Genomic DNA, 13,057 nt, shown 5'->3' on the forward strand with positions numbered 1-13,057 from the left:
ATTATAAGTTATATATATGCGATTTTTGTTATACGGCCGGAAACGTATTTACTATAGATATATAATGTTATACACTATGAAAGGAATTAATTAATAGTTAATATTTTTTAGTTAGCTTGAATAAAAAAATTGTATGAATATGAAGTTTTGAGAGGAGATTTATTTTTCATGAAGTACAAAGCAATAGCCGCAGGTTTATTAGCAGCAAATTTACTAGCACATCCAATTAGTAGTTTAGCAGAAACAAAGAAATTTCCTGATGTTTCAGATAGTGCGTGGTCGAAAGACGCAATTTATTATTTAGTAGAGAGAAATGTAATTAACGGTATGCCAGATGGTAACTTTATGCCATACGGAAATTTAACACGTGCCCAGGCAGCAAAGATTATCGCAACAGCAATTGGTGCTAAAGTAGATCCGAATGCAAAGCCGTCTTATAATGATGCAAAAAATAATTGGGCAGCTTCATTTATTGCAGCCATGGAAAAAGAGAATATTATTAAAGGGCGAGAACCAGGAGTATTTGATCCTGAAGGAAAAGTAACTCGTGCTGAAATGGCAGCTATGCTTGTAAGAGCATATAATCTGAAAAGCAAAGTAACAGGACCAGTTCCTACAAAATTCGCTGATTTAGAGAATCATTGGGGTAAAGAAGAAGTTAATATTTTAGTAGAATTAAAACTTTCTTTAGGGACAGAGAATGGCTGGAAACCGAATGATTCTATTACGCGTGAACAAGCAGCTCAGCTTACTGCGCAAACAGATAAATTTAGCAAGAATAGTGATCGTCCAGTAGAAACAAAGAAAATGTACATAGATAGAAAATTCATTACATATCACGCACCATCATTAAGTTCTGGGATTAGTGCAAATCAGCATAATCCACAAACGGTAGAAATTAAAGAAGAACGAGATGGATGGATCAAAATTGCAACAAGTAACGGTGATAAATGGACACCTTTAGTGGAGAAAACAGAAGTTATTAATGAAGGATTCACTACTTATGCAGAAGCTTCTTCTTCGTCAAAAGTAATGGGAACACATAACGCACAGCAAGTAACTGTTATTGAAGAGAATGGCAGCTGGATTCGTATCCGCATGGGCGCTGGTTTCCAATGGGTTAATAAAAATCAATTAAATCCAGTGAAGCAAGGTAACTTCTTAGAAGGAAAAGCGATTATCATTGATCCAGGTCATGGTGGAGTTGATCCAGGGCATTCTGGTGTGAAAATGGATGAAAGTGCTATTGTATTAGATACATCTTTACGTGTACAAAAACTATTTGAACAAAAGACACCATTTACTGTTTTATTAACACGTAATGATGATACGCGTCCGGGAAATACTCCTGGTGAATCTTTGAAAAAACGTGTAGAATTTGCACAAGAAAATAAAGGTGATATTTTCGTAAGTATTCATGCAAACGGGTTTAATGAACAAGTAGAAGGAACAGAAACGTTCTACTACAGATCGGCAACAAATCCAAATTCAGAAGAAAGCCGTGTACTAGCAGAAAAAGTACAAAAACGTTTAGTACAAGCACTTCAATCAAATGATAGAGGTGTAAAGACAGAAAACTTCTATGTAGTGAAATACAATACAATGCCTGCTATTTTAGCTGAACTAGGTTTCATCGATGCTAAAGGTGAAGGTGAAAAACTAGCTACTGAAGAATGGAGACAACGTGCAGCGGAAGCTATTTATCAAGGTATTTTAGATTACTATGAAGAAATGGGTAACAACGTGTCTTCTTTCCGTTAATAAATAATAAGAGATTGCCATTGGCAGTCTCTTTTATTTATTAACGTTTCTCTTTATTTCCGGCATATGATATCATTTAATTTTATATACAAAAAAGTATTTGAGTAATTGTAATCATAACAATTTTAAACGATAGAGGATGATAATAGATTGAATAATCATAGTAAAACACCTGCCTGTATATATACGTATGCATTTCGTGAGGAGGAGCGTGCTTTATGTTACTTGGAAATGCGCTCGTTCTTTGGAATGGAGTCGCACGTTAATATTTTAAAAAGTGATGTAAAAATTGACCCAAGTAGAAGTGCGTTTATGAAAGAGCGCGTTGAGGTTATGTATGAAGGGGACGACTTAGAAAGCATTTTAAAACAAGTGGAACAAATTGATTTAGCGGGGGCGTCGTTTAAAGTTATCTTCGTTAAAATCAATGACCTCGTTGGAGAAAATAAAATTGAATATGGAGAAAGACGTCTTATTGAACGAGACCTTGGCATGCATATTGAAGGAGAAGCGGATGTTCGTAATCCAGAGCGTGTATTCGGGATTGTTCCTCTTGGAGGACGCTGGTACTTCGGGCACTATGTAGAAAGCGAACCAGTTTGGTATCATCACATAAAAAAACCGCATAGTTATTCGACATCACTTAGCACACGTGTTGCGAGATCGGTTGCAAATATCGCTGTACCAAATCCAGAGGGAGTACGAGCAATTGACCCGTGCTGCGGTATTGGAACAGTAGTAGTAGAAGCACTTTCTATGGGGATTAACATCGTTGGTAGAGATATAAATCCACTTGTAGTTCTTGGAACAAGAAAAAATATCGCACATTTCGGATTTGAAGGAACAGTAACAAAAGGACCAATCGAGGAAATTACTGAGAACTACGACGTTGCCATTATCGATATGCCGTACGATCTATTTACGCACGCCACACCAGAAGATCAACTATCAATTCTTTCAAGTGCACGCCGCATCGCGAAAAAAGTAGTCGTTGTCACGATGGAAACAATGGACGACATGATCCATGAAGCAGGATTTGAAATTACAGATCGCTGTATTACAAGAAAAGGATCATTTACTAGACAAATTCTTGTTTGTGAATAAGAAAGGAAGGTCACCCGTTTGGGTGACCTTTTTCTATTGTAGTTTGATGTGTGATTGATTGGTGGTGTAGATAGATGAATTAGCGGAATTTGTCGGTAAGTCGATATTCCATGGCGAATCGCCGATATCGTTACATTAGAATATTACTGTTCTTTTAATTTTTCTTGTTGTGCGATTAATAAATTGCGTAATACGTGTCCGCGGTAACTTTCTAGTTTTCGTCCTTCATGATAGCGTACGCCTAATTTTTTTAGTTCAGCTACGTACCAGCCCTTTGTTCCGTAATACATGGGATCACTTCCTTTTTGCTTTTGAACAGTATATGTATGGGAGCGAAGTAACTTTACATTGAAAATAATAATGATAAAGGGAATTTTGCATGTGTGTACGAGAGGAATTGCAAAGTTATCGAGGTGTTTTATAACGTAACGTCCAAGCCGTGTATAAAAAAGTAGACAGTTGTATATGAATTTGTTGAAAAAAGAATACACATTACTGAGGGGATTTGAAAAAAGTAATGCTATACGATTTGGCATGATACTTGCGTTGGAAATAGTATCAACGTATAGGGGAGAGATAGAAATGAAGGTTAGTAAAATATATACAACGATTGATGCACACGTAGCTGGGGAACCGCTTCGAATTATTACGGGCGGCGTGCCAGAAATAAAAGGGGAAACGCAGCTGGAAAGACGCGCATACTGTATGGAACATTTGGATTACCTTCGTGAAATTCTGATGTATGAACCGAGAGGGCATCACGGAATGTACGGTTGTATCATTACACCGCCAGCAAGTGCCCACGCTGATTTTGGTGTTTTATTTATGCACAATGAAGGATGGAGTACGATGTGTGGTCATGGCATTATTGCTGTCATTACAGTTGGAATTGAAACAGGCATGTTTGAAGTAAAGGGTGAAAAACAAAAGTTCATTATTGATAGCCCAGCCGGAGAAGTTATTGCGTATGCAAAATATAACGGGAGTGAAGTAGAATCTGTATCATTTGAAAATGTTCCTTCATTTGTATACAAAAAAGACGTTTCTATTAAAATAGATAACTATGAATTCCAAGTAGATATCGCGTTTGGAGGAGCATTTTACGCTGTTGTAGACTGTAAAGAATTTGGTTTGAAAGTTGATTTTAAAGACTGGCCCGCTATTCAAACGTGGGGCGGTAAAATTAAATATTATATAGAGAGCAAAATGGAAGTGAAACATCCACTTGAAGAAGGATTGAAAGGAATATACGGCGTTATCTTTTCAGATGAACCGAAAGGGGAAGACGCAACTTTACGAAATGTAACAATCTTTGCTGATGGGCAAGTAGATCGTTCTCCTTGCGGTACAGGAACTTCCGCAAGAATCGCAACTCTTTTTGAAAAAGATGCTTTACAAAAGGGAGAAATTTTCGTCCATGAATGCATTACTGACGGGAAATTCGAGGGGGAAGTATTGTCGGTAACCGCAGTAGATACATATGAAGCTGTCGTTCCAAAAGTAACCGGGCATGCCTTTATTACAGGATTTCATCAGTTCGTTGTAGACCCGAGAGATGATTTGAAACGGGGATTTTTGTTAGGATAGAAGGAGGAGGTGGAAAGATATGCTAGTTATAAGCGCGAACGAACAAAGAAACTTAGTAAATATGAATGAAGTTATTGAATACGCGGCGCTTGCTTTAAAAGAATTTTCCGCAGAAAGAACGATTACACCAATAAGAGGCTCATTACCATTTGCGAACGAGCAAAATACGGCATTAATTATGCCTTCAGTAGCGGAAGGACTTGAGGCACTTGGAGTAAAAATAGTAACGGTAGTCCCGCAAAATAAACAGATAGGAAAGAAAACGATCAATGGGATTGTGATGCTATCAGACTTTCAAACGGGAGAACCGCTCGCACTTCTAGAAGGATCGTACTTAACGATGATCCGAACAGGCGCCTTATCAGGAGTAGCGACAAAATATTTAGCTCGTCATAACGCAAAAACCTTATGCATTATCGGCACGGGTGAACAAGCGAAAGGAATTGCCGAAGCAATATTTGCGGTTAGAGATATCGAAAAAGTCATCTTATACAATCGCACAGAAGAAAAAGCGTATGCATTTGCGCAATATATACAAGAGAAATTTGGTAAACCTGCTTACGTTCACAGGGATCCAAATGAAGCAGTACGTGAAGCAGACATCATCGTCACAACTACGAACGCAACCACACCAGTCTTCTCAGAAAAACTACAAAAAGGCGTCCACGTAAACGCCGTCGGCTCATTCAGACCGAGCATGCAAGAACTACCCTCACACGCCATCACAAGCGCAAACAAAGTAGTAGTCGAATCAAAAGAAGCAGCACTAGACGAAACAGGAGACCTTCAAGTTCCGATAAAAGAGGGTCTATTCAAAGCAAACGCCATTCACGCTGAACTTGGTCAAATTATAAGCAAAGAAAAAGCTGGACGCGAAAATGATGAAGAGATTACTATTTTCAAATCAGTTGGTTTAGCGGTAGTAGATATTATCGTTGCGAAGTATTTGTATGAGAAAGCGTTGGAGCAAGGAGGAGGAAATAAGATTGAGTTTTGAGACTGCCTTTTGGTGGTCTTTTTTGTCGGGATGGGTGTGCTAGTATTTATAATTGAAGCCTTTTAATATTATGTTGAAATATATTAATTCTGCGCGGACATCAAATCATTCATTCGATTGGTATATGAAAAAAGTTGCACCTCTAATTATTAGAGGTGCAACTTTTTACCATTCACGCCATTCTTCTGTTATATCTTCCTCGGATTCTAAGCCAGCTATTCGTGCTGCTGTATCGATAAATTCATAGAGATCTTCTCTTTCCATTGTTTCGATAAAATGGTCATGTTCGATATTTAATTCATTTAATTTAATAACTACCTCTTTAACAACTTGCATTACTTCGACTTCGGTTGGATTCTCTCCTAATCGCTGTAAATTGTTAATGTAAGTGTCAAGAACTGTATTTGTTGCACTTATATTTTCTTCAGTAAAAAATTCCCCATCTTCATCATACTCAACCCATGAGGTTGTTGGTTTATTTTTTTTCAATTCATCAAATGTCATGATAACCTCCTAAATGTGTTTTTTGTCTTTAATCCCATTCTACATTTTCGATCATATAAAACAATCATTTTAGAGGGATTTTCTGTAAGTTGATAGTTTTTTAACTCATTTTATGAGGCTACTTATTCGTGGTCTTTTTATTTTCTCCTCCGCATAAATATAGTTTATCGCAAGAATGCATTAATAGATTATAAACTTTCTACCTTTGCGAAAAAGTTTGACAATACATACGGGTAGTGGTAATTTAAAACCTATAAGAAAACTCGGTATTAATTCCGAGTTTTCTTATAGGTGTAAATAGTCGAGAGGGGTCGAAATATGAAGAAGAAGTTGTTTGTATTACCATTTGTCCTACTATTATTTATTGCATTAGCTGCTTGTTCAGGGGAAAAAGATTCGAAGCAAGCGAGCACTAGTAAATCAGGGACTCCGAAAGACGGAGGGGCGTTAACGATTGGTGTTAGCGATAATCCAGATACGATGAATCCGCTTTATGCGAATGATCGTGTGTCATTAACTGTGCAGCAGGCTTTATATGCGCCGCTATATCATATGGAAGACGGTAAGAAAAAGTTTGTTCTTGCTGAGAGCTTTACGCCTTCAGAAGATCAATTAACGTGGACACTGAAGTTAAAAGATAATTTGAAATGGCATGATGGTAAGAAAATTACATCAGACGATATAGCATTTACATTCCAATCTATTTTAGATGAGAAGCAAAATAGCTCAAGTCGTGAAAACTTTATTTTTAAAGGAAAGCCGCTTGAGGTGAAAAAGGTAGATGAGTTAACAACTCAATTCGTTTTACCACAAGTAAGCGCATCTTTCGAAGGTGTGATGAATGATTTCTTCCCGATTCCGAAACATGTATTTGAAGGGGAAGCAGATTTAGCGAAGAGTAAGAAAAACTTACAACCTGTAGGGTCAGGTCCGTTTAAGTTTAAAGAATATAAATCAGATGAGTACGTTGCATTAGATCGATTCGATGATTATGTAGGTGGGAAAGCTAAATTAGACTCTATCGTATACCGAGTTGTAAAAGACCGTAATACAGCAAATGTTTCACTGCAAAATGGTCAAATCAACATGAAGATGATTGAGCCGCAAGACTTTAAGAAATTAGATAGCACTGGGAACTTCTCAATGGTGACATTCCCTGAAGGTAGACTATTCTACTTATCTTATAACATGAATACTGATCTTATGAAGAAAAAAGAAGTGCGCCAAGCAATTGCGCATGCGTTAGATAAAAAAGAAATGATTAACTCAGCATTCGTTTCAGGTGAATTTGCAGAACCTGCAAATTCAATCTTAACGCCAGACGCTATGTATTATGCGAAAGATATTAAAGACTATAAGTATGATAAAAAAGAAGCGAAAGGTTTATTAGCAAAAGCTGGCGTGAAAGATAAGGAAAAAGTACGTGTGATGTATGTAACGAATAATAAAATTATGGAAAGCTTAGCGCTTTATACACAACAAAAATTAAAAGAAGTTGGCTTAGAAGTTGAACTAAATGCATTAGATGCTAGTGCAGCAAGTGAAAAAGGCTTAGATAAAGAGAATAAAGAATATGACATTACATTTGGTGGCTACATAATGGGACCTGAGCCAGATTCATATAAGAGCTTATTCTTAAGCAATGCTGAATACAATTATGCACGATATAAAAACGCTGATTTCGATAAGTTATGGGAAGAAGCTGCAGTTGAGACAGATAAAACAAAACGCGCAGAGCTATACCATAAAATTCAAGAGACAGCTAGAGAAGACGTACCTTATCTACCAATCGCGTATCCGAAAGCAGTTATTGCAGTAGATAAAAAGTTTGATGGATTAAAAGAAGCGAAAGCAATTCCTGTCACAATGTTTGAAGATCTATCTAAGATTTATGAAGTGAAATAAGAAACAATAAAGAAGCTGGTGGAAATCAGCTTCTTTAGCTTGAGGGGGGGAAGTTTGTGTATAAAGTAATTGCGAAGAGGCTTTTAAATGCAATTCCGCTTTTATTTGTTATTTCTATTATTTCTTTTCTATTAATAAAACTAGCACCGGGGGATCCGGTTCGAAACTTTGTAACGCCAAACATGAGTCCAATTGATGTGGAGCGTATTCGCAAAAGTTTAGGACTAGATCAACCAATTTACGTGCAGTATTTTTTATGGTTAAAAAACATTTTAACAGGAAACTTTGGTTACTCACTTCAAAATCATCGTCCTGTTTTGGAACTTATCACAGAAAGATTACCTGCAACAATTGGGTTAATGGGATCATCTTTACTCGTCTCATTCGTAATCGCAATACCGCTTGGACTATTTACAGGTGTGAAAAAGAATTCATTCTTTGACCGCATTGTAAACTTTATTTCATACGTTGGTATTTCTATGCCGGTTTTCTGGTTTGCACTACTATTAGTCTACTTATTCTCTTTAAAATTGAACCTACTTCCGAGTATGGGTATGCGCACCGTAGGTAAAGATTCTGTCTGGGATATTGTGCAACACGGCATTTTACCTTGCATGGTGCTAGCGTTCCAAAACGTATCTGTTTATATGAGATATATTCGTTCAAGTACGATTCAGCAATTAGAAGAAGAATATGTACAAATTCAATATGCGTACGGTGCTTCGAAGAAAACGGTTTTATTTAATCACGTACTTCGAAATGTATTAATACCAATCATTACAATTTTCGGATTATCAATTCCAAGTTTAGTAGGCGGAGCGTTTATTACGGAAACAGTATTTTCATGGCCGGGTCTTGGTTCACTTGGGGTAAATGCTATTTTTAGATTTGATTATCCGATTATCATGGCAATTACATTACTATCATCATTCATGTTAATTCTCGGTAACTTAATTGCTGATATTTTATATGGCGTAGTAGATCCGCGCATTCGAATGAGGGGGTGATTTGGAATGAATAATAGGAGATTTCAAACGATAAAACATAGCTTTACGAAAAATAAGTTTGTTGCAATGGGAGTTATTATACTTGCGATTTTAACGGTCACATCAATTTTCGCATTCGTATCGCCGTACGATCCTAGCAAAATGTCAATTCCAGATCGCTTACAAGACCCGAGTATGAGTCATCCTTTCGGAACGGATGATTACGGAAGGGATTACTTAACGAGAGCGTTATATGGCGGACGAGTTTCACTTGCGGTCGGTTTTCTTGCGATGGTTGTTTCTATTACAATCGGTACCGCAGTTGGAACAATTAGCGGATATTTTAGCGGAAAGTTAGACAACTTTTTAATGCGAGTTGTTGAAGTGCTTATGTCAATTCCATCATTCTTTTTAATGCTACTATTAAATGCGTATTTAAAACCAGGAATTACGACGTTAGTTCTTATTATCGGATTACTAACATGGATGGACACCGCCCGTATTGTAAGGGCAGAAACGTTATCTGTAAAAGAGCGTGAGTACGTTTTATACGCAAAAGTATCAGGACAAAAATCACTTATGATTATTGTAAGACATATCATTCCTAACATTTTATCAACCATTATTATCGCTGCGACATTAACAATTGCGACATCGATTTTAATGGAATCATCACTTAGTTTTTTAGGTTTAGGTATTAGAGAACCAGATTCTTCTTGGGGCAGCATGCTAAACAATGCGCAAGGATATATTGGTGAAGCTTGGTATTTAACACTCTTCCCAGGATTCCTTATCCTTTTAACGGTACTTAGTTTTAACGTAATTGGTGAAGCATTGAAGAAAGCTTTCGCACCAAAAGGAGCCGGACATGAAAACTAAAGTGTTAAGTGAAAGGAGTTAGAAGCGTGTCTGAAAAACTACTAGAAATGAAAAATTTAAAGACTTCTTTTTTCATAGAAAGTGGCGAAGTTGAAGCGGTTCGCGGCGTTACATTTCGCTTAAATAAAGGAGAAGTAGTCGGTATCGTTGGGGAATCTGGAAGCGGAAAGAGTGTAATGGCGAAGTCTGTTATGTCTCTCGTTACGTCACCAGGAAAAGTGAAAGAAGGGGAAATCCTTTTTCATAATGAAAACATACTTTCTAAATCTGAAAAAGAATTACGTTCTATTAGAGGAAATCAAATTTCACTTATCTCTCAAGACCCAATGTCAGCGCTAAATCCAGTCGTGAAAATTGGGAAACAAATGACGGAAGTAATTATACGTCATCAAAAAGTGAAAAAGAAAGAAGCAGAGCAGATCGCGATCAACTTGTTAAAACAAGTCGGCCTTTCGTCACCAGAAGAAAGGGTAAAACAATATCCGCATGAACTAAGCGGTGGTATGAAGCAGCGGGTTATGATCGCAATGGCGATGTCTTGTAATCCGGACCTTCTTATTGCTGACGAACCGACGACTGCACTTGATGTAACGATACAGGCGCAAATACTAGATTTAATGAAAAACTTAAAGAACGAAACGAATATGGCGTTACTTCTTATTACGCATGACTTAGGAATCGTCGCGCAAAACTGTACGCGCGTTATCGTTATGTACGGCGGGCTTATTATGGAAGAAGGACCTGTACTTGATATTTTCCAATCGCCGAATCATCCATATACGAAAGGGCTATTAAACTCTTTGCCAAAAATAGCGAACGGCGTAAAAGAAAGACTCGCTCCTATTCAAGGTGTAACGCCAAACTTATTAAACCCGCCACAAGGTTGCCCATTCGCAGAGCGTTGCCCGCATGCGATGGACATTTGTGAAAAAGAACGTCCGCCATATTTTGAAATCGGAAACGAAAGACGTTCCATGTGCTGGTTAAACGATAAGACAGTAGGTGATTCACATGCATGAAGAAAACTTAATTGAAGTTCGGAACTTAAAAAAGTATTTTCCTATTAAAAAAGGACTATTTGGCAGGAAAACAGAGCAATTAAAAGCAGTCGATGACCTTAGCTTCACCATTAAAAAAGGTGAAACATTCGGATTAGTAGGAGAATCTGGCTGCGGAAAATCAACGACAGGAAGAAGCATCATTCGTTTACACGATGTCACTTCAGGTAACGTTTTATTCGACGGAAAAGATATCGCAAGTTTAAAAGAAAGTGAACTAAAAGAATATAGAAAACGAATGCAAATTATTTTCCAAGATCCATACGCATCATTAAACCCGGCAATGAATGTATTCCAAATTATTAGCGAGCCAATGAATATTCACGGATCTTATAAAAAAGAAGAACAAAAAGAAATCATTTTAGATCTTCTGAAAAAAGTAGGCCTAAAAGAAGAACACTTATATCGCTACCCGCACGAATTTAGCGGAGGCCAGCGCCAGCGCATTAGCATCGCGCGCGCACTATCTGTAAAACCAGACTTTATCTTATGTGACGAACCAATCTCAGCACTTGATGTCTCAGTCCAAGCACAAGTCGTAAACATGCTGCAAGACATCCAAGAAGAAACAGGCGTCACATACTTATTCATCGCACATGACTTATCCATGGTAAGACACATATCAGACCGAATCGGAGTCATGTACTTAGGAAACATAGTAGAAATTGCCGACAGCGAAGACCTATACACAAAACCGGCACATCCATACACACAAGCACTACTCTCATCCATGCCAGAACCAGATCCAACAAACATAGGAAAAGAACGGATCATCCTAGAGGGAGAAGTACCAAGCCCACTAAACTCACCGTCCGGCTGTAAATTCAGAACGCGCTGCAAATTCGCCACTGAAAAATGCGCACAGGAAGTACCGAAGATGGTGGAGATTGCGAAGGGGCATCAGGTGGCTTGTCATTTGTTTTAGGGGGAGAGCACTAGGGGGGACCTGGTGCTTTTTTTCTTTGTAGGTGGACGTGGTGTGGGATTGGTTGTTAGTTTAGGAGATAACGCGCTCGAAATTTGTCGGTAAATCGATATGTTGTGTCGAAACGTTGATATATTCGGAGTTACGATCGATATAATCGAATAATCGTTGATATATTTTTTTAAAGAGTGGGATTGGTTGTAGATTAATGTAGAAATTTAATGTTTTCGAAAAAAAGAATTGACTTCTATATTAGTTGTAACTAAAATAGTTACATAAAGATGTAATCAATTTAGTTACAACTAATATCTGCTAAAAATATGATTTATATATTTAATTAAGGATGGTGGTCCATACGTTGCCACCCGGTGTAGAAAGTTACTAACACATTCAAATCAATGCATATTCTAAGCTTTAGTATTTTCTGTTACGGGGCAATAAGTTGCAATGTTATCTTTTGTTAAAAACCTTGGTGGATCTTTCTTTGGAAATATTAGTTTTGGGGAAATATAGTAAGGTATCTAAAAAAGAACAAGGTATAAAAAGATGTACTTATATAAATCAAAAATTTAGTTGAGCTGGATAATAAAAAAAAAGGTAGGAGATTTAAATGGAGACGAAACAAGATAACCTTATTTACGTATGGGATGCATATTGTGGATGGTGCTATGGTTTTTCAGAAAGTATTAAAGGATTTTACAAAAACCACACTGAAGTGCCATTAACGGTTTTATGTGGAGGGTTATTTTTAGATAATTTACCAATGAAAAACTTCTCATATATAGAAGAAGGAAATAAAAGAATTAATCAACTTACAGGTGCTGAATTTGGTCCTTCATATCAAAAATTGGTGGAGGAAGGGACTTTTAAAATGAATTCGAAAGATGCTGCAATTGGTTTTTCAGCTTTACGCTCATTAGCGCCAGAACGTTTGTTAGAATTCACTTCGGCTATGCAAAAAGCGTTTTATTATGAGGGTCAAAGTCTGAGTGATCCTGAAACATATCGCAAGATTGCAATCGAGCATGGTTTGGACCCTGAACAAGTATTAGAACGTTTAAACGCTCAAGAAACAATAATAGATGTCCAAAATGATTTCAATAAAGTTCGACAGCTTGGTGTTAATAGCTATCCTTCCTTACTTTTACAAAAGGATAATCAAATTATTCCTATTGGTGGTGGCGTAATGACGCCGGATAAAATTGAAGCGCGTTTTAAAAATTTATATTAAGAAAATTTAGGATATAGTAGCAAACATGTTATCTTAGGCCACCTGACATTCATCTCCGGAATATTCGCCAGTACTATTACACTTTCAGATGAATGGGAGTGGGAGATTTTATCGGAACAA

At 37.3% G+C, this 13,057-nt stretch carries 12 protein-coding genes; 10 read left to right on the forward strand and 2 right to left on the reverse strand.

All coding sequences use genetic code 11. From position 1 onward, the window contains the following. The first annotated feature begins 168 nt into the window (after positions 1-168). Both AC1Q8M_RS00875 and AC1Q8M_RS00880 read left to right on the forward strand, forming a co-directional pair. Positions 169-1,761 (forward strand): N-acetylmuramoyl-L-alanine amidase, encoded by a 1,593-nt coding sequence (locus AC1Q8M_RS00875; protein ID WP_016513661.1) that lies wholly within the window; start codon positions 169-171, stop codon positions 1,759-1,761. Between the two features lie 150 nt (positions 1,762-1,911). Continuing rightward, positions 1,912-2,865 carry a TRM11 family SAM-dependent methyltransferase gene (locus AC1Q8M_RS00880; protein ID WP_001059320.1) on the forward strand — a complete coding sequence of 318 codons (954 nt, stop codon included), beginning with the start codon at positions 1,912-1,914 and terminating at the stop codon, positions 2,863-2,865. Positions 2,866-3,008: 143 nt separating this feature from the next. Here the strand turns inward: AC1Q8M_RS00880 and AC1Q8M_RS00885 are convergent, their stop codons facing one another. After that, positions 3,009-3,239, reverse strand: a complete 231-nt coding sequence (locus AC1Q8M_RS00885) for a YflJ family protein (protein ID WP_072939984.1) — start codon at positions 3,237-3,239, stop codon at positions 3,009-3,011. A 160-nt stretch (positions 3,240-3,399) separates the two neighbouring features. On the opposite strand from AC1Q8M_RS00885, the gene AC1Q8M_RS00890 reads away from it, so the two are divergent. Beyond that, entirely contained in the window at positions 3,400-4,452 is a 1,053-nt protein-coding gene (locus AC1Q8M_RS00890) for a proline racemase family protein (protein WP_141533113.1), read from the forward strand. A 19-nt stretch (positions 4,453-4,471) separates the two neighbouring features. Continuing rightward, complete coding sequence (locus AC1Q8M_RS00895; protein ID WP_086422256.1) at positions 4,472-5,449, forward strand: ornithine cyclodeaminase family protein; 978 nt, start codon at positions 4,472-4,474, stop codon at positions 5,447-5,449. A 165-nt stretch (positions 5,450-5,614) separates the two neighbouring features. Here the strand turns inward: AC1Q8M_RS00895 and AC1Q8M_RS00900 are convergent, their stop codons facing one another. Then, complete coding sequence (locus AC1Q8M_RS00900) at positions 5,615-5,953, reverse strand: hypothetical protein (RefSeq protein ID WP_000141782.1); 339 nt, start codon at positions 5,951-5,953, stop codon at positions 5,615-5,617. A gap of 318 nt (positions 5,954-6,271) precedes the next feature. Between AC1Q8M_RS00900 and AC1Q8M_RS00905 the strand changes: the two genes are divergently transcribed. The 6 genes from AC1Q8M_RS00905 to AC1Q8M_RS00930 all read left to right on the forward strand — a co-directional run bounded on the left by AC1Q8M_RS00905 (position 6,272) and on the right by AC1Q8M_RS00930 (position 12,937). Next, positions 6,272-7,858 carry an ABC transporter substrate-binding protein gene (locus AC1Q8M_RS00905; protein ID WP_098361256.1) on the forward strand — a complete coding sequence of 529 codons (1,587 nt, stop codon included), beginning with the start codon at positions 6,272-6,274 and terminating at the stop codon, positions 7,856-7,858. Between the two features lie 56 nt (positions 7,859-7,914). Next, positions 7,915-8,865 carry an ABC transporter permease gene (locus AC1Q8M_RS00910; RefSeq protein WP_000278778.1) on the forward strand — a complete coding sequence of 317 codons (951 nt, stop codon included), beginning with the start codon at positions 7,915-7,917 and terminating at the stop codon, positions 8,863-8,865. Positions 8,866-8,871: 6 nt separating this feature from the next. Then, positions 8,872-9,723 (forward strand): ABC transporter permease, encoded by an 852-nt coding sequence (locus AC1Q8M_RS00915; protein ID WP_098855673.1) that lies wholly within the window; start codon positions 8,872-8,874, stop codon positions 9,721-9,723. Positions 9,724-9,749: 26 nt separating this feature from the next. Next, positions 9,750-10,742, forward strand: a complete 993-nt coding sequence (locus tag AC1Q8M_RS00920) for an ABC transporter ATP-binding protein (protein ID WP_492334110.1) — start codon at positions 9,750-9,752, stop codon at positions 10,740-10,742. Continuing rightward, positions 10,735-11,706, forward strand: coding sequence for an ABC transporter ATP-binding protein (locus AC1Q8M_RS00925; protein ID WP_141533072.1), 972 nt, complete (start codon positions 10,735-10,737; stop codon positions 11,704-11,706). The genes AC1Q8M_RS00920 and AC1Q8M_RS00925 overlap by 8 nt, the downstream gene beginning before the upstream one ends. Before the next feature lie 610 nt (positions 11,707-12,316). Continuing rightward, positions 12,317-12,937: a DsbA family protein gene (locus tag AC1Q8M_RS00930; protein WP_061660960.1), complete on the forward strand. Its 621-nt coding sequence runs from the start codon at positions 12,317-12,319 to the stop codon at positions 12,935-12,937. The last annotated feature ends 120 nt before the right edge of the window (positions 12,938-13,057 follow it).

This window comes from Bacillus sp. GW823-FHT06A10 (assembly GCF_058795375.1).

Excerpts from the sequence above, each read along its gene's own strand:
- AC1Q8M_RS00890 (WP_141533113.1), top strand. The coding sequence starts at position 3,400 with ATGATACTTGCGTTGGAAATAGTATCAACGTATAGGGGAGAGATAGAA.
- AC1Q8M_RS00895 (WP_086422256.1), top strand. The coding sequence starts at position 4,472 with ATGCTAGTTATAAGCGCGAACGAACAAAGAAACTTAGTAAATATGAAT.
- AC1Q8M_RS00915 (WP_098855673.1), top strand. The coding sequence starts at position 8,872 with ATGAATAATAGGAGATTTCAAACGATAAAACATAGCTTTACGAAAAAT.
- AC1Q8M_RS00900 (WP_000141782.1), bottom strand. The coding sequence starts at position 5,953 with ATGACATTTGATGAATTGAAAAAAAATAAACCAACAACCTCATGGGTT.
- AC1Q8M_RS00875 (WP_016513661.1), top strand. The coding sequence starts at position 169 with ATGAAGTACAAAGCAATAGCCGCAGGTTTATTAGCAGCAAATTTACTA.
- AC1Q8M_RS00930 (WP_061660960.1), top strand. The coding sequence starts at position 12,317 with ATGGAGACGAAACAAGATAACCTTATTTACGTATGGGATGCATATTGT.
- AC1Q8M_RS00925 (WP_141533072.1), top strand. The coding sequence starts at position 10,735 with ATGCATGAAGAAAACTTAATTGAAGTTCGGAACTTAAAAAAGTATTTT.
- AC1Q8M_RS00905 (WP_098361256.1), top strand. The coding sequence starts at position 6,272 with ATGAAGAAGAAGTTGTTTGTATTACCATTTGTCCTACTATTATTTATT.